Origin of the sequence: Microbacterium terrisoli, assembly GCF_030866805.1 — a bacterium.
GTDB classification, from domain to species: domain Bacteria; phylum Actinomycetota; class Actinomycetes; order Actinomycetales; family Microbacteriaceae; genus Microbacterium; species Microbacterium terrisoli.
Genome location: NZ_CP133019.1, coordinates 754,298 through 779,872, shown reverse-complemented (window position 1 = coordinate 779,872; position 25,575 = coordinate 754,298). Strand labels below are relative to the sequence as shown.

Sequence of the window (25,575 nt, the reverse complement as noted above, 5' to 3'; positions counted from 1 at the left end):
ACGTGTCGCTGAGTCCGTTGGTGAAGCTATACCCACATCCGCGCGTTGGTCAAGTGACCTCTGGAAAATTTCTGCGCCGCGACGACAAGCCCTACCCGAACGCCTCACGGCACGCGATCAACATATGCACTCAGGTGCATATATCGGACTCAGTGCCGTAGGAACAGCGGAATCCCGTGGCGCGCTTACTCTCCGGAGGATGACGAGGCCGGCGCGCCCATGCGGCGCAGCCGGCCTCGGTCGTCATTCGGGGCGGACACCCCGACCCTTGCGGGCCCTACTTCTTGTAGTTGGGCGCCTCGACCACGATCTGGACATCGTGGGGGTGCGACTCTTTGAGACCGGCCGCGGTGATCCGCACGAACTTGCCGCGCAGCTTCAGCTCGTCGACGGTGCGCGCCCCGACGTAGAACATCGACTGACGCAGTCCGCCGATCAGCTGATAGGCCACGGCCGACACCGGCCCACGGTAGGCGACCTGACCCTCGATTCCCTCGGGGACCAGCTTGTCGTCGCTGGGAACGTCCGCCTGGAAGTAGCGGTCCTTCGAGTACGAGGTCTTCTTGCCGCGGGTCTGCAGAGCGCCCAGCGACCCCATGCCGCGATACAGCTTGAACTGCTTGCCGCCCTGGAACACGATCTCGCCCGGGGCCTCGTCGGTCCCGGCGAACAGCGACCCGATCATGACGGCGTCGGCTCCCGCCACCAGCGCCTTGGCGATGTCTCCGGAGTACTGCAGGCCGCCGTCGGCGATCACGGGGACTCCGGCTTCGCGGGCGACGAGGGATGCCTCGTACACGGCCGTGACCTGCGGCACCCCGACACCCGCGACGATGCGCGTGGTGCAGATCGACCCCGGTCCCACGCCGACCTTCACCGCATCCACGCCGGCGTCGATCAGGGCCTGCGCGCCCTCGCGGGTGGCGATGTTGCCGCCGATCACGTCGATGTGCGCGAACGTCGGGTCGGACTTGAGGCGCTTGACGATGTCGATGACGCCCGCCGACTGCCCGTTGGCGGTGTCGACCACGACGACGTCGACGCCGGCGTCGCGCAGCGCCTCGGCGCGCTCCCATGCGTCGCCGAAGAAGCCGATGGCAGCGCCCACGCGCAGCCGGCCCTGCTCGTCTTTGGTGGCCAGCGGGTACTTCTCGCTCTTGTCGAAGTCTTTGATCGTGATCAGCCCGGCGAGCTTGCCCTCACTGTCGATCAGGGGCAGCTTCTCGACGCGGTGCTTGGCGAACGTCGCGATGACCTCGCCGGCGCTGATGCCGACCGGCCCGGTGATCAGGCCCTCGTGGGTCATCACATCGCGCACCTTGGTGGTCTGACGCTCGAAGCCCGAGACGAACCGCATGTCGCGATTCGTGATGATGCCGACCAAGCGCCGGTCCTCGTCGATGACCGGCAGGCCCGAGATGCGGTACTGCGCGCACAGCGTGTCGACCTCGTCGATCGTCGCGTCGGGAGTGGTCGTGATGGGGTCCGTGATCATCCCCGACTCGCTGCGCTTGACCTGGTCGACCATGCTCGCCTGGTCTTCGATCGACATGTTCCGGTGCAGGATGCCCAGGCCGCCCTGGCGCGCGATCGCGATCGCCATGCGCGCCTCGGTCACTGTGTCCATGGCGGCCGAGATCAGGGGCGTGGCCACGGTGATGCGCCGGGTGACCCGTGAGGAGGTGTCGGCCTCGCTGGGAATGACGTCGGTATGCCCGGGAAGAAGCAGCACATCGTCATACGTGAGACCGACAAAGCCGAACGGATCGGGCTGTTCCATGGAGACTCCTCTCGCGCCGGGCGCGCTGCAAACGGGATCGCGGCGGTCGACATCGGCGTGCGGGGTCTACTCCGCCAATGTCCAGTGTAATCGCCGCGCGACCCCGGATATTCCGAACCGTGACCTCGCGAAGGTAGGCACCGGGCGCAACGCCAGGTACGCTCGGAGCGTCGCGCAACAGAGCGCCGCATACCCAACGGCGCCGAGACAGACTCAGTGTGGAGGTCGCGTGAGACACAGAACGAGGGCGCGTCGCCCCGGAGCATGGCAGACCGCCCTCGTGGGTGCAGCCGCCGCCGGGCTCATGCTGCTGATGGGACCGACCGCCGCGGCGAACGCCGCGGACGTACCCGCACCGGCGGCCGTCGCCGTCGACGCGCCGTTCATCGCGGCCGCGCAGGCGCCGGCACCCACCGCCGCCCAGGCCGCGGCATCCCGCACCGCACCGGCTCAGGCCGGGCCGGTCAGCGCCGACGAGAACACGCCGAAGACCGACTACTTCTTCGCCGGGTTCATCTCGTACAAGGACAAGCCGCTGGCGGATGTCGTGGTCAAGATCGACGGCAACGGCTTCTCGGCCGAGACCAAGACCGACGCGGAGGGTTCGTGGAAGCTGTACGTGCCGAAGAAGGCCACGTACACGCTCACCGTCGACGAGTCGACACTGCCGTCGGGCGTGATCGTCAAGGGCGAATCCGCATCCCGCGAAGTGAAGTTCGGGCTGACCAACGCGGCCTACATCAACCTCTTCCTGGGAGCGGGTGAGCGCGTCACGCAGTCGTTCGGTTCGCAGCTGCTCACGCGCCTGGTCAACGGCATCAACTTCGGCCTGCTGCTCTCGCTCGCCTCGATGGGCGCGGCACTGATCTTCGGCACCACGCGTCTGGCGAACTTCGCGCACGCCGAGATGGTGACGTGGGGCGGGGTGATCGCGCTGATCGCCTCGACCTGGTGGGGAATGCCGCTGTGGCTCGCCCTCGTGGTCATGGTGGTCGCCGGCGGCGGGCTCGGCTGGGGAATGGATGCGGGGCTGTGGAAACCCCTGCGCCGAAAAGGCCTGGGCACCGTGCAGCTGATGATCGTCAGCATCGGATTGTCGCTCGCGCTGCGGTATGCGTTCGAGTTCGTCATCGGCGGCGGCACGGAGCAGCTTCCCGGCGCCAGCCCCACCCCGATGCAGCTCGGACCGATCTCGCTGTCCTACATCGACATCACGAGCATGGTGGTCAGCCTGGTGGCCACGCTGGGCGTCGCGTTCTTCCTCACCCGCACCCGCGTCGGCAAGGCCACACGCGCGATCTCCGACAACCCGCAGCTGGCTGCGGCATCCGGAATCGACGTCGACCGCGTCATCCGCATCGTGTGGACACTGGCCGGAGCGCTCGCGGCCGTCGCCGGCGTCCTGTGGGCGTACTACCGGCCGGGCGTGAAGTGGGACATGGGCGTACAGATGCTGCTGCTGATCTTCAGCGCCATGACCCTCGGCGGCCTGAACACGGCACTGGGCGCGTTCGTCGGCTCGCTCATCGTCGGCATCGCGGTCGAGGCGTCGACCCTGTGGATCCCCTCCGACCTGAAGTACGCGAGCGCGATGGTGGTACTGATCGTGATCCTGCTCGTGCGACCTCAAGGCCTGCTGGGACGCAAGGAAAGGCTGGGCTGAGATGGACTGGGGACAGATTTTCGGCAACACCGCGAGCTATCTGCTCAGCCCTGTCACGATCGCCTACGCGTTGGCGGCCACGGGTCTGGGCGTGCACTTCGGCTACGGCGGTCTGCTCAACTTCGGCATGGCGGGCTTCATGGCCGTCGGGGCCTACGGCTACGCGATCTCGGTGCTCAGCTTCGGCGCCCCGTGGTGGCTGGGCATCATCATCGGCCTGGCCGCCGGTGCACTGTTCGGCCTGCTCTTGGGCATCCCGACGCTGCGCCTGCGCGCCGACTACCTCGCCATCGCGACGATCGCGGCGGCCGAGATCATCCGTCTGCTGTTCACCACGCAGGTGTTCAACAAGTGGACCGGCTCGGCAGAGGGCCTGGCGAACTACACCGCAGGATTCAACAGCGCGAACCCGTTCCCCTCGGGCACGTACGGATTCGGGCCATGGACCTACACGGCCGCACAGCTGTGGGTGGTGGTGTTCGGGCTGGTGCTGCTGGCGCTGGCGCTGCTGCTGGTCTGGTCGCTGATGCGCAGCCCGTGGGGCCGCGTGCTCAAGGGCATCCGTGAAGACGAAGATGCCGTGCGCTCGCTCGGCAAGAACGTGTTCGCGTACAAAATGCAGTCGCTGGTGGTCGGCGGTGTGATCGGTGCCGCGGGCGGCATCGTGTTCGTGCTGCCCTCGGCGGTCGTGCCCGGCAGCTACACCACGTCGCTGACGTTCTTCCTGTGGGTGATCGTGCTGCTCGGCGGTGCGGCCACGGTGTTCGGCCCGACGCTGGGCGCCGTGCTCTTCTGGGTCGTGCTCGCGTTCATGAACAACCTGCTGCCGGCATTGGCGGCGGCGGGCCTGCTGCCGATGTCGACCAGCCAGGCCAGCGTCATCCAATTCATCCTCGTCGGTGTCACGCTCATGCTGCTCGTGATCTTCCGTCCGCAGGGACTCCTCGGCGACAAGAGGGAGATGACCTTTGTCAAGTAACCAGCCAACCAGTGAGCCGGCCGGCGAGCCGAGCCGCAATACCGGCCCCGATACCGGCCCCAATACTGGAGTGCACCGCACCAAGTCGACGGGGCTCGCCAACGGCGATGCCGTGCCCGGCGTCGCCAAGGCAGATCCCATCCTCGTGATCGACGGTGTGCGGCGCCATTTCGGGGGCCTGGTCGCCGTGGACGTCGACCACCTCGAGATCCCGCACGGGGCGATCACGGCACTGATCGGACCCAACGGTGCCGGAAAGACGACGCTGTTCAACCTGCTGTGCGGCTTCGACAGGCCGAACGCGGGGGCCTGGTCGTTCGAAGGCAAGAACCTCGCCGGCGTCCCGTCGTTCAAGGTCGCCCGCATGGGGCAGGTGCGCACGTTCCAGCTGACCAAGTCGTTGTCGCTGCTGACCGTGCTCGAGAACATGAAGCTCGGCGCCCGCGACCAGCACGGCGAGCGCTTCTGGCACAGCCTCTTCCCGTTCCTGTGGCGCGCGAAAGAGCGCGAGATCGAACAGAAGGCCCGCGACCTGCTCGTCCGGTTCAAGCTCGACGCGAAGGAGAAGGACTTCGCCGCCTCGCTGTCGGGCGGGCAGCGCAAGCTGCTCGAGATGGCGCGTGCGCTGATGTCCGATCCGCAGCTGGTGATGCTGGACGAGCCGATGGCAGGCGTGAACCCGGCCCTGACGCAGTCGCTGCTGGGGCACATCCTGAGCCTGAAGGATGCCGGTATGACGGTGCTGTTCGTCGAGCACGACATGCACGTGGTGCGCCACATCGCCGACTGGGTTGTCGTCATGGCCGAGGGCCGCGTGGTCGCCGAAGGTCCCCCCGAGTCGGTGATGCAGGATCCCGCCGTCGTGGACGCCTACCTCGGCAGCCATCAGGATGTCGACCTCGGGGTCGTGACCGGACGCATCGAGGGCGAGCTGAACACCTCGGCGATCAAGCTGCTCGACGCGATCGAAGAAGAGCGCGAAATGATGGCCGAAGAGCTGGGCGAAGAACCCGCACCGGATGCCGCGGCCGACGAGTCCGGCGACGATGACCAGAAGGGGCAGCACTCATGAGCGAACCCGTGGTGGAACTCACCGATGTGCACGCGGGGTATCTGCCCGGTGTCAACATCCTCAACGGAGCGAACCTCGTCGCCCATCAGGGCGAGCTCGTCGGAATCATCGGACCCAACGGTGCGGGCAAGTCCACGCTGCTGAAGGCCATCTTCGGCCTGGTGCAGGTGCGCGACGGCGACATCCGGGTCAACGGCGACAGCATCGTCGGCCTGAAAGCCGACAAGCTCGTCGCACGCGGCGTGGCCTTCGTTCCGCAGACGAACAACGTGTTCCCGTCGCTGTCGATCGCCGAGAACCTTCAGATGGGCCTGTACCAGAAGCCGAAGATCTATGCGGAGCGGCTGGAGTTCGTCACCGGCATCTTCGCCGAGCTGGGCGGACGACTGGGCCAGCGCGCCGGGTCGCTGTCGGGCGGCGAGCGGCAGATGGTCGCGATGTGCCGCGCACTCATGATGGACCCGTCGGTGCTGCTGCTGGATGAGCCGTCGGCCGGTCTGTCACCGGTGCGGCAGGACGACGCGTTCATCCGCGTCTCCGACATCAACAAGGCCGGGGTCACCACGATCATGGTCGAGCAGAACGCACGCCGCTGCCTGCAGATCTGCGACCGTGGCTACGTGCTCGACCAGGGCAAGGACGCCTACGAGGGCACCGGCCGTGAACTGCTGAACGATCCGAAGGTGATCGGACTGTACCTCGGCACGCTCGGCGCCGACGCCGCCTGATCCACGACGAGGCGCCCCGAGCCGAAGCCCGGGGCGCCTTGTGAACGGATCGATCAGTTGGTCCGCTGCGGCGCGTTGTTCGCGTCGTACTTGTAGATGCCGATGACGGCACCCTGCGGGTCATCCTTGTCGTCGAACTTGCTCATGCCGGAGTACCCGTGGTACGCGGGAGTCTTGCCTTCCTTGATGAGCTTCGCGCAGTCGGCGAACGAGGTGCATTCGGTGCCGTTGCCGGAGCCGCCGGACACCTCCTGCATCTTCGCGCCCATCTTCGCGCCGTCGGTCGACTTCGCCTCGAGCGCCGAGAGGGCGATCAGCACGGCTGCGTCGTAGGCCTCACCCGCGTAGGTGAAGTCGGTGATCTCCTTGTTGCCCTTGCCCGTCCAGTAGGTCTGGAGACGCTGGGTGAAGTCGTCGGCCAGTGCGGGACCGGGCTTGGTGCCCTGCGCGCCCTCGAGCGAGACCGGGAACGACTTGCCGTAGTCCGACAGGTTGCCGTCGACCATGTAGAAGTCCTTGGCCGGGATGCCGGCGTTCACCAGCAGCGGGCCGATGGTCTTGAACTGGTCGAACGAGACGATCGCCACCGAGTCGGGGTTGGCCGCCTTGATCGTGGCCACCTGCGCGTCGAACTGCGAGTCGCCGACGTTGAACGATGCGTTGGCGACGACCTTGCCGCCGGACGCCTCGAACGTGCTCTTGATCGCCTGGTACAGACCGTTGCCGTAGGCGTCGTTCTGGAAGATGACGCCGAGCGACTTCTTCTTGTCCTGCGCGAGCAGGTTGCCGAGCACCTCACCCTGCAGCAGGTCGCTGGGCGCCGTGCGGAAGTACAGGTGGTCCTTGTTCGGCCAGTCCGTGAAGTCCGGCGACGTGTTCGACGCCGAGACCGTCAGGATGCCGGCGGAGATGTTGCCGTTCAGGATCAGCTTGGTGACACCGGATGCCGCAGCCCCGACCATGGCGGTGATGCCGGCACTGCGCAGCTTGGAGATCGACGTCTCATAGGCCTTGGTGTCGGTGTCGCCTTCGTCAGCGGCGGTGTAATCGACCGTGATGCCGGCCTTGGCGGCGTTGATCTCCTGCACGGCCAGTCCGACGCCGGATTCCTGCGGCGGGCCGAGGAAGGCCAGCGAGCCGGTCTCAGGCATCAGCGAACCCAGCTTCAGGGTCAATTCGGTCGAGCCGCCGGAGTTCCCGCTGCTGTTCGTGCTGGCCGGGGTTCCGCTGCAACCGACCATCACCAGGGCGGCTGCACCGACCAGTGTGATCGCGGCGACAGCTCTGCTGCCACGCAGGCGATTCAATCCGTTCATGGTGCTCCTTTGCTTCGAATACGGCAGTGCCGCATTGCGTGCTCTAACCATATGGGTTGCGCGCGTCACTTTGAGGTCTGCGATGTCTCGGTGCGTTAACAATCGTGCGCGCGCGTGCGCGGATCAGGCGATCTCGGTGACATCGGACACGCCGCGGCGCCGGACGCCGGTCAGGGAGTCCACCGTGAGCACGATCAGCGCCAGCCAGACCAGGCCGAATCCGATCCAGCGCTCCACCGACATCTGCTCGTGCAGCAGGAACGCCCCGGTGAGGAACTGCAGGATCGGGGTCAAGAACTGCAGCAGGCCGATCAGACTGAGCGGAGCCCGCCGGGTCGCCGCCGCGAACAGCAGCAGCGGCACCGCGGTGACCACCCCGGTCAGGGCCATCATGACCGTGTGGGTGACGCCCTCGGTGCCGAAGGTGATGCCGCCGGTGACACTCACCCAGATCAGCATCCCTGCGGCGACCGGGGTGAGCCACGCGGTCTCCAGCGTCAGCCCGCTCAACGCGTCCACGGACGGTCCGACGCGGTTCTTGGCGAGCCCGTACAGCCCGAACGAGAAAGCGAGCCCCAGCGCGATCCACGGCATCTGTCCGTACCCGAGCACGATGACCACGACCGCGACGACGGCGATCGCGATCGCGACCCACTGCGCCGGCCGCAGACGCTCGCGCAGCACGAGCACGCCCAGCAGAACGGTCACGATCGGGTTGATGAAGTACCCGAGGCTCGCCTCGATGACGTGACCGGTGAGGGTCGCGATCAGGTAGACGGTCCAGTTGACGAAGATCAGGATGCCGGCGGCCGCCGTCCACCCCAGCAGCCGCGGCTGTCGCATGATGCGCCACAGGGCGCTCCATGCTCGCATCACGGTCAGTGCCACGACACAGAAGACCACCGAGAGCAGCACCCGCCACGACACGACCTCCCAGGGCGTGGACGGCAGCAGCGTCAGGAAATAGAGCGGGAACATCCCCCACAGCAGATACGCGGCGAACGCGTACACGCCGCCGGCAACGGTCGCATTGCCCCGCGCCCTGGCGTCCTTCTGCTTCACTGCATCAGCCTAGTTCTTCGCACCGCCGTCGCCGCACCGCACGGGCCGCGGCATCCCCCGCCCTCGGCCCACCCGAGCGCCGCCCACCCGAGCGCGGGAACGGCGAAGGCCCGGATGCCGAAGCATCCGGGCCTCCGAAACAGCCGACGTCAGCGGACGACGACCGCCAGGACGTCACGCGCCGACAGGACGAGGTACTCGTCGGCGCCGAACTTGACCTCGGTCCCGCCGTACTTGCTGTACAGCACGCGGTCGCCCACGGCGACGTCGAGCGGAACACGGTTGCCGTTGTCGTCGATGCGGCCGGGGCCCACCGCGACGACCTCGCCCTCCTGGGGCTTCTCCTTCGCGGTGTCGGGGATGACCAGGCCACTCGCAGTGGTCTGTTCGGCCTCGACCTGCTTGATGACGATGCGGTCCTCGAGCGGCTTGATGGAAACCGACACTGTCTACCTCTTCCTGTGTGTGTGAACTACCGAGTTGAGACTGAAAGACTCGTTAGCACTCTGACGTGTCGAGTGCTGACACCAGTTTAGGCATCCATTGGCACTGGGGCTGGCAACGATCCCACAAGTGGGTCAGACTGTGTGCATGTTCCGAAGTCTTGACGGCGGCTGGCAGTTGCGCGAGGCGCTGGGCGACACATGGCAGTGGTACGTCCACAAGCTTATCGACCGCCGCAACAGCGTGACCAAGGCCGCCGATGCGGATGCGTGGTTGCCCGCCCACGTGCCCGGAGCTGTATTGGACGACCTCGTCCGCGCAGGTGAGGTTGCAGAGCCGCGGCACGGTCGCCGCAGCCGCGAAGCGGAATGGGTGGCCGACCGGCACTGGGTCTACCGGCGTCATGTCGACCTGCCCCCGCTCGAACATGACGATTCGGTCTGGATCGAGTTCGACGGCATCGACCCCGGCGGACGCGTCTTCTGGGACGGTCACGAGGTAGGGGCCATCGATGGGCTACACCGGCGGCTCCGGCTACGAGTGGGTGGAGCCGACCGGCGCGAGCTCGCGACTGGCGGCCACACTCTGACCGTCGTGGTTCTACCCGCGCTGGACACGGAGCCGCAGGTGGGTCGCACCGACCGCGTGCGAGCCCTCGCGCCGCGTGTGGGCAGCGGCTGGGACTTCGCGCCGCGGATGCGTCACCAAGGGATCTGGCGGCCGGTTCGCCTGATCATCGGGCATGTCGGCCTGGCCTCAGTCCGCGCGCGCACCGAGGTTGAGCTCGACGGCCGCACCGGCACGGTGATCGTTGACGCCGTCATCGACGGGAGAATCGGTGTAGGTGCAGCGGGTGTCATCACCATCGAACTATCCCGAGATGAACGCACGGTCGCGTCCGGCTCGGCGCCGGTCACGGACGGCGCCGTGCATGTGCGCCTTCCCGTCCACGACGTGCAGCTGTGGTGGCCGGCGGGCCTGGGTGAGCACGCCCTGTATGATCTACGGGTCGCGATCGGCGACGACGAGAGGATGCTGCGGGTCGGATTCCGAAACGCACGGCTCGTGGCCAACGCGGGAGCACCTCCGAACGCCCTCGGCTACACGGCCGAGGTCAACGGGAGGACCCTGCCCCTCGTCGGCTGGAACTGGGCGCCGGCCGACCTCCTGTTCGGTGTCGTGACCGCCACGCGCATCGCCCGTCTGCTCGACTTGGTCGCTGATTCCGGAGCCCGAATTCTGCGAGTGTGGGGCGGCGGGCTTATCGAGTCCGACGACTTCTACGACGCCTGTGATCAACGCGGGATCCTCGTCTGGCAGGAGCTCGCCCAGTCCAGCTCCGGGATCGCGAGCGCTCCTGCGACCGACGCCGACTTCATCGCCCAGGCCGTCGAGGAGACGGTGATCGCCGCCGCGCGGCTGTCACGGCATCCGAGCCTGTTCCTGTGGTGCGGCGGCAACGAGCTTGAAGACGACGCCGGTCCGCTCGACGAGTCGCGCTCGCCGGTGCTCGCGGCGATGCGCAGCGCCCTGGCCGACGTCGATCCCGGGCGCCCGTGGCTGCCCACGTCCCCGTCCGGGCCCACCTTCCACCACCGAATGGACAGGATCGCCGCCGCTCCCGACGATCAGCACGACGTGCACGGGCCCTGGGAGCACCAGGGGCTGGTCGACCAGCACACCCTCGCTGACGCGGGCACGAGTCTGGCGCATACCGAGTTCGGCGTCGAGGGCATGGCCAGCCTGCGCTCACTGCGCGCCGTCGTGCCAGAGGGGCAGCGTTGGCCGGCAGACCTGTCCAATCCCGTGTACCGGCATCTGGGCCAGTGGTGGAACAACGCGACGCTGGTCTCGGAGTCCTTCGGCGGACGGTTGGGCGACCTGCGGCGGATGCAGCGGGCCAGCCAATGGCTGCAGGCAACTGGGCTGCAGTACGCCATCGAAGCCGACCGGCGGCGATGGCCGCGGTGCAGCATGGTGCTGCCATGGCAACTCGCGGAGAGCTTCCCGAATGCCTGGTGCACGAGCGTGGTGGAGTGGTCCGGCGAAGCCAAGCCGGCGTTCCATGCCGCGCGGCGCGCCTTCGCACGCACGCGGGCGAGCATTCGCACTCCACGCTCGGCGTGGGGCGGCCAGCGGACGCTGACCGCTCAGGCCTGGCTGTGGGCGGAGGACGGTGTCCCTGCCGGGACCAGCCTTCATTTGCTGCTACGCGACGTCGCCGGTGCGATCGTGGCCGAGACGACCTGCAGCGACATCGACGCGATCGCCGAGCCGGTCGCCGTCGCCACGTTGGAGACCCCGCTGCCAGAGGCCGACGGCATCGTCGTCTGGGAGGCGCAGTGGCGTGCCGCCGACGGCACACCGATCGACACCGAGCGCGTCGTGGCCGTCCTCGGCGATGACCTCGGCGCGCTGCTGGACGCCGCACCTACCCAGTTAGACGTGCGTGTGCACGAAGACGGCGATCTCTGGCGCATCATTGCCATCCACGTCGGCGGGCCCACGCTCATCGGTCCGGTCATTCACGATGCCCGACCCTGGGGCGCCGCCGGCAGCGTCATCGTCCGCGACGACCCGCGCCCGATGATGCCGGGAGAGACTCGCGAGCTGACCGCGCGCTGGAGCCGGGTGGAACCCGTTGCGCGCGCACTCGTCCTCGATGCATGGAACTTCACGCCCCTCACCATGCACGCCACCGGAACGCGGACACGGAACCGGACGCCAGGGAGCTGATCGTGCGCCCGTCGGCCGAGACATGCATCAGCATCCTTCGCGTAAGCGCTTCACCCGAAGACGAGCGCTGGCTTGCCGAGCGCCTGGGCACCCACCACGAGCACGACCCGGCTGATCCGTATGGCACCACTGAACACGACGCTGTGAACATCAGCGCGACGAAGGAGAAGAGATGCGACTGTATCTAGTAGGAGCGGGAGTGATCGCGCGCACGCACGCGGCGGCATCCGCACGGTTGGACGAGGAGGTCGAGCTGCACGTGGCAGACCCCTCGACGGCGGCGCTGCAAGGGTTCACCGCCGCACACCCGGAGGCGACCGCCTACCGCTCGGCCGAGGAGATGCTGGCGGCCAGGCCTGCGCGCGACGACGACGTGGTCGTGGTGGCCACACCGCCGGCTGCGCACGCCGGGCCCACGCTGGCCGCCCTCCGCTCGGGGCGTCACGTGCTGTGCGAGAAGCCGTTCGCGATGGACGGCGCGCAGGCCGAGGAGCTCGTGCAGGCAGGTGAACGCGCCGGGCGGATGCTGGGCGTGTGCAGCACCCGCTTCCGTGGACTTCCGCATACCGAGGCAGTCAAGAAGATGCTCAGCGACGGAGTGCTGGGCGAGGTCTACGCGATGACCTTCGTCACAAGGTGGGCGCGCAGCCGCGCCGGCATCGAGTACCAGCCACAGAGCCGCTGGTTCCTGGACTCGTCGCGCAGCGGCGGGGGCGTGATCATGGACTGGGGCCCCTACGACGTCTCGACGTTGTTCGACCTGCTCGACCCGGTGCGCGTCGAGGTGCGTGACGCGTGGATCGCCCGGCCGCGCACCGGCGCCGATCCCGAGGACGTGGTCTTCGACATCGAGACGGATGCCGGGGCGGCACTGCGGATCACGCGCACGGACGGCTCCATGCTGCCGGTCTCGTTCGGGCGGGCGACGGGAACGCACGCCACCGAGAGCGCACACGCGCAGCTGTCCGGCACGCTCGCCGCCGTGCACTGGGCACCCTTCGACTCGCACCAGCCGGTCTTCTTGCGCGCTGATGTCGGCGGCGTCGTGGTGGAGCGCGAGGTCGAGCTGCCCCCGCGCTCGGACGTGTCGATCCTGGAGAGGCCGCTGGTCTCCTTCGTCGACGCCCTGCGCGGCCGCCCGTCAGCCGCAGTGCTGGGCGCCGCAGTCCTCGCGGAGTTCCAGGTGCTGCAGGCGATCTACCGCGCCGCACACACCGGCGCCATGCAGACGATCGAGGTATCGCGATGAGGCCCGCCGGGATCGCGACGGCGCTCTACGGCTGGATGGAGCGCTTCGCCCGCGACGGGATCGACTGGGACTGGGATTCCCTCTACGGCGCCTGCGCACGCTCGGGCGTGGAGGCGGTGGAGACCGATCCGACGCTCACCAAGCGCGCGATCCTCGACCGGTTGGGCCTGCGTGTGTCGGCGTCATACATCGGCATGCCGTTGACGCCACGATTCGCCGAGCTCGACGTGCAGGAACGAGTGCTGCCGGTCGCGCAGCGACTGGCGGCTGCCGGCGGACGGGTGCTCGTGCTCAATGCCGACGCACGCGGTGGTGGACCCGCCGAGCCGAAGACGCCTTCCGAGGTGGTGCGTCAGGGCGAGAACCTCAGCCGGATCGCCGACCTGGTCGCACCGCTCGGTCTGCGCATCGCGCTGCACAACCACGCCGACCGCTACGACAGGGCCGCGCAGGATCTGGAGTCGGTCATCGTGCATTCCGATGACGCAGTCGGCCTCTGCATCGACACCGCCTGGGCGATTGCTGCCGGTCACGATCCGGTCGCCTGGGCTCGCGAGCACGCCCTACGGGTGCTCGCGGTGCATCTGCGCAATCAGTCCGGACCGGTGCCGACCGACGTGCTGGCCGAGGGCGAGCTCGATCTCGCCGGTTTGCTGGCGGCGCTCGACGGGTACGAGGGCTGGCTGACGTTGGAGCTCTGGCATCCCGACACCATGACGCCGCGGATGGGGATGGTCGAGGCCGTGCGGGCATCGGCGACGCTCCTGCGCGAAGCGGTCGGCACGGGCTCCGGACAGGAGACGAGATGAGCGACTTCTCCGACGGATTCCTCTGGGGCGCGGCCACCAGTGCCTATCAGACCGAGGGCTCGTTCGACGTCGACGGCCGAGGACGGTCGGTCTGGGAGGACTTCGCCGACCGACCCGGCGCGATCGAGGGAGGCGGGGATGCCTCGGTGGCGTGCGACTCATATCGTCGCTGGCCGGAGGACATCGCGCTTCTCGAGCAGCTGAACCTCGGCGCCTACCGCTTCTCGCTGGCCTGGTCGCGCATCATGCCGGAGGGCACCGGTGCCGTGGAACAGCGGGGCCTGGACCACTATGAGAGAATCGTCGACGCCCTGCTCGAGCGCGGGATCACCCCGGTGGTGACGCTGAACCACTGGGACATGCCGTCGGCGCTGATGGCGTGCGGCGGGTGGGCCGCACGCCGCACCGTGGACGCGTTCGCCGAGTACGCGGATACCGCAGCCGAACGCCTGGGCGACCGCGTGCCGTGGTGGATCACCCAGAATGAGCCGTGGATCATCCAGCTGCTGGGCTACCAGCTCGGCCTGCACGCCCCGGGAGTGCGTGACCTGGGCGCGGCCCTCGCCGCCGGGCACCACCTCCTGCTCGCCCACGGCGCGGCCACCGACGCCATGCGCACGCATACGACGGGCAGGATCGGCGCCGCATTGAACCTCCTGCCGTGCATTCCGGCCAGCAGCGACCCCGCCGATGTGGAGGCCGCCCGCGGCTCCGACGGCTACGTCAACCGCTGGTTTCTCGAACCGCTGCTCGGTCGCGGCTACCCGCCCGACATGCGCGCGCACTGGGAGCGGGCGCTCGGACGCAATCTGGACGAGGTCATCCGAGACGGGGACGAGTCACGCATCGCCGGGCGCAGCGATTTCCTCGCCGTGAACTACTACACGCACCGGGTGATGCAGGCCGCGCCGATCGGCCCTGATCGGCCGTTCCCCTGGCAGGTCGTCGCCGACCCGTCTGCGGCACGCACCGACGAGGGCACCGAAATCGTGCCGGAGTCCCTGACCGAGCTGCTCTTGCGACTGCACCACGATTACCCGGGCGTCCCTCTGATGATCACCGAGAACGGCGCGATCTACGGCGACTCCCCCACGCATGACGGGCGCGTCCACGACGTGCGTCGGATCCGGTACCTACGCATGCATCTGCAGGCCGTTCGCGACGCGCTGGCGCAGGGCGCGCCTGTGGTGGGATACATGCACTGGTCATTACTGGACAACTTCGAGTGGGCGCTCGGCTACCGGCCGCGGTTCGGGCTGGTGTACGTCGACTACCGCACCGGCGACCGGATCGTGAAGGACTCGGCGCGGTACTACGCGGAGATCGTGCGGGCCGGACACCTCGTGGAGTGGGACCACAAGCGCCCCATCGGTCAGGTCGTGGACAGCCTCGGCGCCTTCGGGTGAGCCCGCGCGCCGGCCTCCATGCGATTCAGGCCATCTCGGCGCGACCTTTCAGACGGCGAAGGCCCGGATGCCGAAGCATCCGGGCCTCCGAAACAGCCGACGTCAGCGGACGACGACCGCCAGGACGTCACGCGCCGACAGGACGAGGTACTCGTCGGCGCCGAACTTGACCTCGGTCCCGCCGTACTTGCTGTACAGCACGCGGTCGCCCACGGCGACGTCGAGCGGAACACGGTTGCCGTTGTCGTCGATGCGGCCGGGGCCCACCGCGACGACCTCGCCCTCCTGGGGCTTCTCCTTCGCGGTGTCGGGGATGACCAGGCCACTCGCAGTGGTCTGTTCGGCCTCGACCTGCTTGATGACGATGCGGTCCTCGAGCGGCTTGATGGAAACCGACACTGTCTACCTCTTCCTGTGTGTGTGAACTACCGAGTTGAGACTGAAAGACTCGTTAGCACTCTGACGTGTCGAGTGCTGACACCAGTTTAGGCGCTGTGTTGGCACTCTCGCAACGCGAGTGCCAACTCTTGCCTCCCATAGGCTGGGAGGATGGACATCGCCGAGCTCACCGCGCTGCTCACCCCGGCTGGGCTGAGCCTGCTCGACCAGCTCGAACCGATCATGAACACCGCCGACGTCGCTCGCGCCGTCTCCCGTCTTCGCGCGGCCGGGCACTCCCCCGAGCTCACATCGGCGGTGGTCGGTCAAGCGCATCTGCGGGCGAAGGCGACCGTCAAGTTCGGGGAGTTCGCCGGGAGGATGCTGTTCACCCGCGCGGGCCTGGAACAGGCAACGCGACTGCCTGTCGCCGCACACCACGCCTCCCGTCTGCGCACCGCGGGGATCTCGCACGTCGCCGACCTCGGGTGCGGCATCGGCGGCGACGCCCTCGCGTTCGCCGGTGCCGGACTGCGGGTCAGCGCCGTCGATGCCGACGAGGTGACCGCCGCGATCGCCGCCTATAATCTCGCCGCGTTCGCCGACACTGTCACCGTGCGGCATGCGCGAGCCGAGGCGGCCGACCTCTCCGGCGTCGACGCCGTGTGGCTGGATCCCGCCCGTCGCACGGCCGGGCACGGGGACACTCGCCGCGTCGGCCCCGACGACTACTCTCCCCCGCTGGAGTGGGTCTTCCGGACCGCGGCGGCGATCCCGGCCGGCATCAAGCTGGGGCCCGGCCATGACCGCGATGGGCTGCCGGCCGACGCCGAGACGCAGTGGGTCGGTGCCGACGGCACGGTCGTCGAGCTCGTCGTGTGGAGCGGCGCGTTGGCTCGCCCGGGGGTGCGCCGGTCGGCGCTCGTGCTGCGCGGGCCAGACGTGCACGAGCTCACCGCCGAGGGCGACGCGCCCGACGCCGAGGTGCGAGCGCTGGGGGCGTACCTTCACGAGCCCGACGGCGCCGTCATCCGCGCCCGGCTGGTCGGCGAGGTCGCCCGGCAACTGGAGGGCGGCATGCTCGATCCCCGCATCGCGTACATCACCGGCGACGCGGCCGTGACGAGCCCGTTCGTGCAGTCGTTCAGGGTGCGCGAGACGATGCCCGCGAACGTCAAGGCCGTCAGCGCTGTGCTGCGCGCCCACGGCATCGGTGCCCTGGAGGTCAAGAAGCGCGGCATGGACCTCGACCCCGCCGCGTTCCGCCGTCGGCTGACGCTGCGCGGCGACAGGTCGGCGACCCTGATCCTCACGAGGATCGGCGATCGTCACCGCGCGATCCTCGCGGATCGCGTCGGGTGAGATCGCCGTCGGTGATAGCGTTCCCCGGAACGAGCCCAGAACGAGGAACGGTCTGCAGATGAGCAGCCAGCGCCGGCGCCCCACCGTCAAGGAGGTCGCCGTACGAGCGGGCGTCAGCCCGATGACCGTGTCGCGCACACTCGCGGGCGGCGTCAATGTCACACCCGAGCTCCAGGAGCGTGTTCTCGCCGCGGTCGCGGAGCTCGGATACCACCGCGATGAGAACGCGCGCAGCATCCGCCCGGGCCAGCCCAGCGGGCTCATCGGCGTCGCGATCACGAACATCGCCAACCCGTACTACAGCACGTTCGCGCTGGGCGTCGAGGAGGAGGCCGCGCGGACGGGGCGCCGCATCCTACTCGGCAACACCGCGGAGGACCCCGTGCGCGAGGCGCAGTTGGTGGGCGACTTCCTGGGACGCCGCGTGGAGGGCCTGATCGTGGTGCCCACCGGTGTGAGCAGCGACCACCTCGAGCACGCCCGGCACAGCGGCGTGCCCGTCGTGCTGGCCTCCCGTCGCGTGGCGGGCCTGGTCGCCGACAGCGTCGTGCTCGACGATGAGGGCGGTGCCCTCCGAGGCACGAGCGCGCTCCTGGAGGCCGGGCACACCCGCATCGCCTATCTCGGCAACATCCGCCGCATCTTCACCGGCGAGCGCCGCTATCGCGGATTCGTGCGAGCACACCGGGAGCACGGTATCGAGCTGGACCCACGGCTCGTCCCGGAAGGGCAGCAGGAGGTTGAACAGGCCGCACGGGCGATGCAAGCGCTGCTCGAGCTCGACGACCCGCCGACGGCGGTCTTCTGCGCGAACAACCGCAACACGATCGGCGCGGTGACCGAGATCGGGCGTCAGATCAGCAGCGCGGGGCGTCGGGCCTTCGATATGCCGGAGCTGATGAGCTTCGACGACTTCGAGCTGTCCGGTCTCATGCCCGTGCCCGTGGGCGTAATCGCGCATGACCCTCGTGAGTTGGGCCGGCGTGCGGCGGCCCTGCTCCTGGACCGCCTCGAGGGTGCCGGCGACGCGGCGCCCCGCGAGCTCGAGTTGCCGGTCACACTGCTGCGGCACGCCCGGCGTGCGACGGATTGACCCTCCGCTTCCCGATTGATAACGTTACCAATTGTAGTACACGGAGAGGACGTCGTGGCGGCACTCGGGATCGATTTCGGCGGCACAGCGGTCAAGCTGGGTGTCGTCGAGCGCGACGTGCTGGTCGTCTCGGACAGCCTGCCGACCACCGGGACCGCGGAAGACCTCGAGAAGGCCGCGGCCCGCGCGAGGACCCTGCTGGGCAGCACTCCTCCGGCCGCCGTCGGCGTCGTCGTCCCCGGCGTCGTGACCGACGAGGGCCGCGGAATGCTCCAGGCCAACGACAAGTATGCGTTCCTGCGGCACGTCGACCTCGTCGACTGGTCGGTACGCGCGTTCGGCGTTGCCGCCGTGGTCGAGAACGACGCCCGCGCGGCGCTGATCGGCGAGATCCACGGCGGATGCGCGGACGGCGCCACGGAGGCGGTCGCCGTGATCCTCGGCACCGGCATCGGCACGGCTGCCGTGATGGGCGGCGCGCTCGTGCGTGGCGTCCGCGGCCACGCCGGTATCCTGGGTGGCCATGTCACGATCGACCTCGCAGGGCCCAGCTGCCCGTGCGGCAACATCGGCTGCGCCGAGTCGCTGGCCAGCGCCCGCGCCCTGCGCGAGCAGTTCCCCGAGCTCGACGGCTACGACGACCTGATCGCCCGCGCCGCCGGATCGCCAGCGTTCGACGAGGCCTTGACCCGGCATCTGGCGGCGTGGGGCGCGACCGTCGTCACGATGTGTCACGCATACGACCCGGACGTCGTGGTACTCGCCGGCGGCATCCTCCGCGCCGGCGACGTGATCCGCCGGCCGATCGCCGCCTACGTCGACCGGAACCTGTGGTCGTCGGCGCACCGCCCGCGCATCGTCGTCCCGACGGCGCCCGAGCTCTCGGTCATGCGGGGAGCGGCGGCGCTTGCCGCACGTGACCGGGATACCGGTCGTGGGAGGAAGACGCGATGAACGGCACGTTCGGCGCAGTGCCGGGCGGGCGCACGGCGCAGCGACGGTACGACACTCAGCCGACGGTGGAGCTGCCCGCCGGCACACACGTCGTGCGAGGCGCCCGGGCGTGGCAGGCCGCGGCGGCGCTGGCCGCAGACCGCGCGGCCGGCAGGCCGGCTCGATTGATCGTGGACGCCTACCCAGGCACCGACCTGCCCGCCCTGTGGGACGCGCTCGGCAGCGCCTTGCCGGAGTGGCGGGCGGTGTCCGTCGAGGACGCCGCGCGCCCGATCGCCGAGATCGACGCCCTCATCGCGCCGAATCTGACCGACGATCGCGTGTTCGGCGTGCTCAGCCACGCGACGCTCGCGGACTTCTACGACGATGCGGCACTCACGCGGCTCGCACAGGACGTCGACGCCGCCCAGGAGAACGTCGTGCTGGTCGGGTGGGGCGCGGCCCTGGCCGCCCGACGGCTCGCGGCGGCATCCGTGCTCGTACTGGTGGACATGGCCCGCTGGGAGCTGCAGCTGCGCCAGCGCGCGGGAGCGACGAACTGGCGGGCAGAAAACCCCGGAGAGGACCGGCTGCGCAAGTACAAGCGCGGCTTCTTCGTCGAATGGCGCGTCGCCGACCGGCACAAGCGCGAACTGATCGAGCACATCGACTTCCTGGCCGACGGCAACGCGATCGCGCCCGCCCGACCGCGCCCGGACACCCCGGAGGCGGGCATGATCACGGGCGACGCGTTCCGGGCAGCGCTCGCGCACGCCACGACGCGCCCGTTCCGCGTCGTGCCGTTCTTCGACCCCGGCGTGTGGGGCGGGCAGTGGATGAAGAACCTGATCGGCCTCGATCCGAGCACGGACAACTACGCCTGGTGCTTCGACTGCGTGCCCGAGGAGAACTCGCTGCTGCTGGAGGGCGATGGCGGCGTGGTCGAGATACCCGCGCTCGACCTCGTGCTCAGCCGCCCCGCCGACCTCCTCGGAGCGAAGACGTTTGCGCGCTTCGGCGCCGAGTTCCCGATCCGTTTCGACTTCCTCGACACGATAGGCGGCGGCAATCTGAGCCTGCAGGTCCATCCCCTTACGGACTACATCCAGAGCACGTTCGGCATGCACTACACGCAGGACGAGAGCTATTACCTGCTGGATGCCGGCGAGGACGCGGTCGTCTACCTCGGCGTGAAGTCGGACGTCGACCGCGACGGGATGCTGCATGACCTGGAGATCGCGCAGGAGGGCGAATGCCCCTTCCCGGCGGAGAAGTACGTCAACGCGTTCCCCGCGCGCACGCACGACCACTTCGCGATCCCGGCAGGCACCGTGCATTGCTCCGGGGCAGACGCGATGGTCCTGGAGATCTCGGCGACGCCGTTCATCTTCACGTTCAAGCTGTGGGACTGGGGGCGCGTCGGGCTCGACGGCCTCCCCCGTCCCGTGCACCTCGACCACGGTGCACGCAACATCCAGTGGGACCGCGACACCGAGTGGACGAGGGCGAACCTCGTCGGCCGCGTCGAGGTGGTCCGCGACGCGGACGGCGTGACCGAGGAGCGCACCGGACTGCACGAGCTCGAGTTCATCGAGGTACGCCGGCACTGGTTCACGGCGTCCGCCGAGCACGACACGGAGGGGACGGTCAACGTCCTGAACCTCGTCGAAGGCGACGAGGTTCAGGTGGTGAGCCCTCTGGCCGCGTTCGAGCCGTTCACGATCCACTACGCCGAGACATTCATCGTCCCGGCTGCCGTTGGACCGTACCGGATCGAGCGCACCGCGGCATCGCGCAGCGAGCGATTCGCGACCGTCAAGGCGTACGTGCGCGGCTCGCGCACGACCGACGACCAAGGACAGCCGACGACGAGATCCGGACAGCCCGGACAGGGCCCCAGTCCTGTCCCGACACCCGATGAGGCACCCCGATGACAACGATCGATCTCTGCGACTCAGGCTGGCGGCTTAAGGAGTATCTGCCCGGAGACTGGTCGCGACCGGAGCTTCCGGCACGTGCCCGTGCGACGACCACCGGCTGGATCGACGCACAGGTCCCGGGCAGCATCCAGCATGACCTCTGGGCGGCCGACGAGATCGCCGACCCGTACGTCGGGCGCAACAGTCTGGCGATGGAGTGGGTCGCCGAGCGCACTTGGGTCTACGTGTGCGACTTCTCCGCCGATCCGAGGTGGCGCTCGCAACGCGCGCAGCTGCGCCTGGACGGCGTCGACTACGCCGCGCGCTTCGTGCTCAACGGCGTCGAGCTCGGCGTCCACGAGAGCATGTCGACACCAGCGCTGTTCGATATCGGCCCGCAGCTGCGCTATGACAGGCTGAACGAGCTGACCGTGATCCTCGCACCGGCGCCCGCCGAGCAGGACCAGATGGGACGCACGTCGCTCGTGCGCTCACGCAAGAGCCGCATGGGCTACTGGTGGGACTTCTGCCCGCGCATCATCAACCTCGGGCTGTGCGGCGCCGTGTCGATCGAACTGACCGGGCCGGTGCGTATCGACGACGTGTGGCCCCGTCCGCGCCTGGACGCGCACCGCTCCCGCGCCGAGGTGCCGGTCACCGTCGCGGTGGACACCGCAAGACCATGCCGCGCCGAGTTCGGCCTCGTCGTGACCGGCCCGGACGGCTGGGCCGTGCAGACGACGACCACCGCCGATCTGGATGCCGGCACGCAGACACTCGAGCTGTCCGTCACGCTCGAGCACGCCCAGCTGTGGTGGCCGAACGGGCACGGCGAGCAGCCGCTCTACCGGGCTGCAGTCACCGCCCGCTGCGCGGAGGAGGAATCGCACGCCGCTCACGCGGACTTCGGCCTGCGCACCGTGGAGGTCATGCCCAACAAGACCGACGACCCGTCCGCACCCCCCTATACGTTCGTCGTCAACGGCCGGACGATCTATCTGAACGGATGGAACTGGGTGCCGTTGGACGCGCTCTCCGGCCGCGCTCAGGACGACAAGCTCGACGACGTGCTCGAGCTGGCCGCACGCGCGCACGTCAACCTGCTGCGCGTGAACGGCGTCGGCCTGATCGAGTCCTCCCGCTTCTACGACGCGTGCGATCGCCTCGGCATCATGATCTGGCAGGAGTTCCAGGTCACCAGCAGCGAGCAGGACCGCAAGCCGTCGGAGGACGCGCAATACCTCGCCGCGGTCACGGCAGAGGCGCGGCGCATCGTGCCGCTGCGGCGCTCGCACCCGGCGCTTGTCATCTGGTGCGCGGGCAACGAGCTGGAAGGCTCCGACAAGCTGCCCTTGGACGACACGGAGCCGCTCATCGCCGCGCTGCGCGATGTCGCGACCGAGCTGGATCCGCAGCGGCATTGGCTGCCCACCTCGCCGGTAGGACGCAAGCCCTTCAACGGGTTGCCCTCGATCCGACGCGATCCCGACGGCCTGCACGACGTGCACGGCCCATGGCTGTACGAGGGACTGGAGGCGCAATACGAGCTGTACAACGCGGGCACGTCCCTGCTGCACAGCGAGTTCGGCTGCGAAGGACTGACCAATCCGGAGACTCTGCGCGATCTGCTGCCGCCCGGCGAGCTGCACGTCGAACGGCTTATGAGCTCCTCCTGGCGGCACCTCAGCGCATGGTGGGTGCGTCCGCAGCTCTGGACGCAATGGCTCGGCCCGGTCGACGATCTCGATCGTCTGGCGTACGCCAGCCAGATGCTGCAGGCCGAAGGCGTGCGCTACGCGATCGAGTCCAACCGGCGCAGGATCCCCCGCAACAGCGGCTCGCTGCCCTGGCAGTTCAACGAGCCCTACCCGATGGCGGCGGGCACGTCCGCGATCGACTACCACGCCAGGCCCAAGGCGCTCTACTACGCGGTGGCAGGTGCCTACCGTCCGCTCGCGCTCAGCGCCCGCTACGACCGCCTCGCCTGGGGCGGCGAGCGTCGGTTCGAGGCCGACGTGTGGGTCGTCAGCGCCCTGGCCGCCGCCGTTCGCGATGCGGTCGTGCACGCGCGGGTGCTGTCGGTCACCGGAGAGGTCTGCAGCCAGACGACGATGCGTTGCGACGCGATTGGTGGGCTGCCGGTGCGGCTGTGCACGATCTCCTGCACGCTCGCCGAGATCGGCTCTGACGCGTTCTTCCTCGACCTGCGACTGGTCGACGCCGGGGGCGCCACGCTGTCGACATGGCGCACGGCGTTCAGCCGCACGGCAGACCTGGCACCGTTGCTGAAGGTCGCACAGACCTCGCTGGAGGTCGTCGCGGCGGACCAGGCCACCCGCATCGAGATCGCGAACACCGGTACACATGCCGCGATGCACGTGCGCGTGAGCGACGACCGCCCCGTCCACGCGCAAGGGCAGGCGCTGTTCAGCGACTCACACTTCTGCCTGCTGCCCGGCGAGAGCGCCGCCCTGCACGCGCAATGGCGGCGGGTCCCTGCCGCTCAGCGACGGGTGCGTGTGCAGGCCGCCAACAGCACGGCCTACCGGCGCTGAAACAGCAGGACCCGCGCGGCCGGCTCGTCGGGGAGTGCCAGCGTCACCGCGCTCGCCCCGCGCTGGAGCCCAGTCGGCAGCGGCGGGTACAGGAGCATGGGCTCGGCCACCGCCTCGGCGGGAAGTGGGATCGACCGCTGTGTGACGCCTGCCCGCCGCCACACCGCGAGGAGCACGCCGCCGGGTGCCGAGATCCCCAGCGCGACCCATTCGTCGCGCCAGCCCGGCAGGCCGAGCGGCCAGAACGGAACACCGTCGGGAACAAGCCCGCGGACGCCGCGGTAGGCGTCGACGCCGGCACGGACGAGCACGCGCTGGGACTCGTCCAGCAGGTCGAGACGTCCGCTCAGGTGCACGCGGGTCAGCAGGCTGTTCACCATCGTCAGCCCGATGCGCTCGTCACTGTCCCCCGGGCCGGGGTATGACCAGACCGCAGCCTGTTCCAGGGTGACCGCCGATGGCGCCGCTGCGGCGATCGCCGCCGTGTGCACGGCATCCTGATTGTCGGTCATCGACTGCAGCTGCAGGCGCGAGAGCAGCGCATAGTCGATGCGCTGACCGCCGCTCGCGCAGTTCTCGATCGTGAGGGAGGGATGACGCGCGGCCAGCGCATCCAACCAGGCGAGGTGGGCCCGACCATGCTCGGCGATGCCGTCGACCGGGTTGGCCGACGCCCCGAGGTCGGTGCCCGCCGTCACGTCCACGTTGTAATCCAGCTTGAGATAGCCGATGCCGTACTCGGCGACCAGGCGGTCGATGACGGCATCCACATGCCGGCGGGCGGCCGGATGCCGGAAGTCGAGCTGATACCGGGCCGACTCGACCACGCGCTCTCCGTCGCGGCGAAAGAACGCCTCCGCCGGCAGGCGCTCGGCCAGCGGACTGCGCACGCCGACGACCTCCGGCTCGAGCCACAGCCCGGGAACCATGCCCGCCGCACGAGCAGCGTCCAAGATACGACCGATCCCGTTCGGAAACCGGCGCGGCGAGGGCTCCCACTCCCCCACGGCATCCCACCATTGACCGTCATCGGCGTACCAGCCCGCGTCGACGCAGAAGAGTTCGGCCCCGGCGCGCGCGGCAGCATCGACGAGCGGGAGGAGCCTTTGCTCGGTGGGGTCGCCCATCAGGCAGTTCATGAAGTCGTTGAACACCACCGGAAGCCGGCGGTTGTCATCGTGCGGCCGCCGGATGAGACGCCGGTAGCGGGTCAGCGCGGCGAAGGCCGCGTCGTCGTCGTCGCCCACCGCCAGCGCCACCGGCGGGGTGATGTAGGACTGTCCGGACCCGAGCCTGTGCGTCCAGCCATGCGACTGGCCCGCCGGGCCGCCGGCGATGAGATAAGTGGAGTCGCCATGATCGCCGACCTCCCAGCGCCAGGGCCCTGCCGGTTCCAGCTGCCAGGCGAGAGTGCGCGGCCGGTCGTGCGCCGCGATGAAGCCCATCGGAAGCCGCCCACCGGACGACCAGGTGCCGGACACGCTCCGGATGATGCAGGACCGGCCGGTCCGATATCCCCAGCGACGCAGTCCGACGTCGTCCACGCCCTCGTCGGCGAGCGTGCGCACGCGCCAGGAGACCTCGCGGAACCAGGAGTTCTCCGCGGTCCCGATGCGATCACGCCACCAGTGCCCGCCCGGCGTGCCGATCCCGCCCAGGCACACGGCGGAGACCGCGTGGAGGGCGACCGGCCCGGCTCCTGCCGTGACCTCGGTCCACGCTCGGACGACGGGGATCCCGTCATAGGTCTGGAACACGCTGGTCGCGCGCAACCCGGTGTCAGTGTCATGGGAGGTCACCGCCAGCCGACGCCCATCCGCCGACACATCGTGCGCGACGTATCTCAATCGCCGGCTCAGCCTCCCGCCCATCAGCCGCTCGGAGCTGGCCAACGAACCTCCCGCGCCGCCCGCGCGCAGTTCGCACAGGGGCAACGCCCACGCGCCGGGCGCGGGCGGTCGAGCATCCGGCGTGCCGATCCATCGCAGCGAGGGATACTCGTCGTCGGGGATGTCCAGGACCAGCCGCACCCCGCCGCCGGTCCAGTCGAGCACGCTCATCGGATCTTTCCTGCCTTCTCGTCGCTCACGC

19 protein-coding genes are annotated in these 25,575 nt (G+C 69.0%); 13 read left to right on the top strand and 6 right to left on the bottom strand.

Going from position 1 to position 25,575, the window contains the following annotated elements; translation table 11 throughout:
- Positions 1–277 precede the first annotated feature (277 nt).
- Complete coding sequence (guaB, locus tag QU603_RS03355; RefSeq protein ID WP_308493075.1) at positions 278–1,780, bottom strand: IMP dehydrogenase; 1,503 nt, start codon at positions 1,778–1,780, stop codon at positions 278–280.
- A 229-nt stretch (positions 1,781–2,009) separates the two neighbouring features.
- Here guaB and QU603_RS03350 point away from each other — a divergent pair, with 229 nt between their 5' ends.
- The 4 genes from QU603_RS03350 to QU603_RS03335 all read left to right on the top strand — a co-directional run bounded on the left by QU603_RS03350 (position 2,010) and on the right by QU603_RS03335 (position 6,222).
- Entirely contained in the window at positions 2,010–3,443 is a 1,434-nt protein-coding gene (locus tag QU603_RS03350) for a branched-chain amino acid ABC transporter permease (RefSeq protein ID WP_308493074.1), read from the top strand.
- Position 3,444: 1 nt separating this feature from the next.
- Complete coding sequence (locus tag QU603_RS03345; RefSeq protein WP_308493073.1) at positions 3,445–4,422, top strand: branched-chain amino acid ABC transporter permease; 978 nt, start codon at positions 3,445–3,447, stop codon at positions 4,420–4,422.
- A 70-nt stretch (positions 4,423–4,492) separates the two neighbouring features.
- Positions 4,493–5,494 (top strand): ABC transporter ATP-binding protein, encoded by a 1,002-nt coding sequence (locus QU603_RS03340; RefSeq protein WP_308493072.1) that lies wholly within the window; start codon positions 4,493–4,495, stop codon positions 5,492–5,494.
- A complete protein-coding gene (locus QU603_RS03335; protein WP_308493071.1) occupies positions 5,491–6,222 on the top strand; it encodes an ABC transporter ATP-binding protein in 732 nt (243 codons plus the stop codon). Before QU603_RS03340 ends, QU603_RS03335 begins: the two co-directional genes overlap by 4 nt.
- A gap of 53 nt (positions 6,223–6,275) precedes the next feature.
- Here QU603_RS03335 and QU603_RS03330 read toward each other — a convergent pair whose 3' ends face one another.
- The 3 genes from QU603_RS03330 to groES (QU603_RS03320) all read right to left on the bottom strand — a co-directional run bounded on the left by QU603_RS03330 (position 6,276) and on the right by groES (QU603_RS03320) (position 9,046).
- The gene (locus QU603_RS03330; RefSeq protein ID WP_308493070.1) at positions 6,276–7,538 is read right to left on the bottom strand and encodes an ABC transporter substrate-binding protein; all 1,263 of its coding nucleotides are present in this window, start codon (positions 7,536–7,538) and stop codon (positions 6,276–6,278) included.
- A gap of 123 nt (positions 7,539–7,661) precedes the next feature.
- Positions 7,662–8,600, bottom strand: coding sequence for an EamA family transporter RarD (gene rarD / locus QU603_RS03325; RefSeq protein WP_308493069.1), 939 nt, complete (start codon positions 8,598–8,600; stop codon positions 7,662–7,664).
- 149 nt (positions 8,601–8,749) lie between these two features.
- Complete coding sequence (groES, locus tag QU603_RS03320; protein WP_039394204.1) at positions 8,750–9,046, bottom strand: co-chaperone GroES; 297 nt, start codon at positions 9,044–9,046, stop codon at positions 8,750–8,752.
- Between the two features lie 145 nt (positions 9,047–9,191).
- On the opposite strand from groES (QU603_RS03320), the gene QU603_RS03315 reads away from it, so the two are divergent.
- From QU603_RS03315 to QU603_RS03300, 4 genes are all read left to right on the top strand, one after another.
- The gene (locus tag QU603_RS03315) at positions 9,192–11,780 is read left to right on the top strand and encodes a glycosyl hydrolase 2 galactose-binding domain-containing protein (protein WP_308493068.1); all 2,589 of its coding nucleotides are present in this window, start codon (positions 9,192–9,194) and stop codon (positions 11,778–11,780) included.
- A gap of 172 nt (positions 11,781–11,952) precedes the next feature.
- Entirely contained in the window at positions 11,953–13,029 is a 1,077-nt protein-coding gene (locus QU603_RS03310; protein ID WP_308493067.1) for a Gfo/Idh/MocA family protein, read from the top strand.
- Positions 13,026–13,838: a sugar phosphate isomerase/epimerase family protein gene (locus tag QU603_RS03305; protein WP_308493066.1), complete on the top strand. Its 813-nt coding sequence runs from the start codon at positions 13,026–13,028 to the stop codon at positions 13,836–13,838. The genes QU603_RS03310 and QU603_RS03305 overlap by 4 nt, the downstream gene beginning before the upstream one ends.
- Positions 13,835–15,244, top strand: a complete 1,410-nt coding sequence (locus QU603_RS03300; protein ID WP_308493065.1) for a GH1 family beta-glucosidase — start codon at positions 13,835–13,837, stop codon at positions 15,242–15,244. The genes QU603_RS03305 and QU603_RS03300 overlap by 4 nt, the downstream gene beginning before the upstream one ends.
- Before the next feature lie 102 nt (positions 15,245–15,346).
- Here the strand turns inward: QU603_RS03300 and groES (QU603_RS03295) are convergent, their stop codons facing one another.
- Entirely contained in the window at positions 15,347–15,643 is a 297-nt protein-coding gene (gene groES, locus QU603_RS03295; protein ID WP_039394204.1) for a co-chaperone GroES, read from the bottom strand.
- Positions 15,644–15,793: 150 nt separating this feature from the next.
- Here groES (QU603_RS03295) and QU603_RS03290 point away from each other — a divergent pair, with 150 nt between their 5' ends.
- Genes QU603_RS03290 through QU603_RS03270 form a run of 5 tightly spaced genes read left to right on the top strand, consistent with a single transcriptional unit; the run spans position 15,794 to position 23,484 of the window.
- The gene (locus QU603_RS03290) at positions 15,794–16,984 is read left to right on the top strand and encodes a class I SAM-dependent methyltransferase (RefSeq protein WP_308493064.1); all 1,191 of its coding nucleotides are present in this window, start codon (positions 15,794–15,796) and stop codon (positions 16,982–16,984) included.
- Between the two features lie 58 nt (positions 16,985–17,042).
- A complete protein-coding gene (locus QU603_RS03285) occupies positions 17,043–18,077 on the top strand; it encodes a LacI family DNA-binding transcriptional regulator (protein ID WP_308493063.1) in 1,035 nt (344 codons plus the stop codon).
- 54 nt (positions 18,078–18,131) lie between these two features.
- Positions 18,132–19,031, top strand: a complete 900-nt coding sequence (locus QU603_RS03280) for an ROK family protein (protein ID WP_308493062.1) — start codon at positions 18,132–18,134, stop codon at positions 19,029–19,031.
- Entirely contained in the window at positions 19,028–20,944 is a 1,917-nt protein-coding gene (locus tag QU603_RS03275) for a class I mannose-6-phosphate isomerase (RefSeq protein ID WP_308493061.1), read from the top strand. Before QU603_RS03280 ends, QU603_RS03275 begins: the two co-directional genes overlap by 4 nt.
- Positions 20,941–23,484 (top strand): glycoside hydrolase family 2 protein, encoded by a 2,544-nt coding sequence (locus tag QU603_RS03270; RefSeq protein ID WP_308493060.1) that lies wholly within the window; start codon positions 20,941–20,943, stop codon positions 23,482–23,484. The genes QU603_RS03275 and QU603_RS03270 overlap by 4 nt, the downstream gene beginning before the upstream one ends.
- Here the strand turns inward: QU603_RS03270 and QU603_RS03265 are convergent.
- Complete coding sequence (locus QU603_RS03265; protein ID WP_308493059.1) at positions 23,472–25,544, bottom strand: glycoside hydrolase family 36 protein; 2,073 nt, start codon at positions 25,542–25,544, stop codon at positions 23,472–23,474. The two genes, QU603_RS03270 and QU603_RS03265, sit on opposite strands and share 13 nt — an antisense overlap.
- Positions 25,545–25,575: the final 31 nt, after the last annotated feature.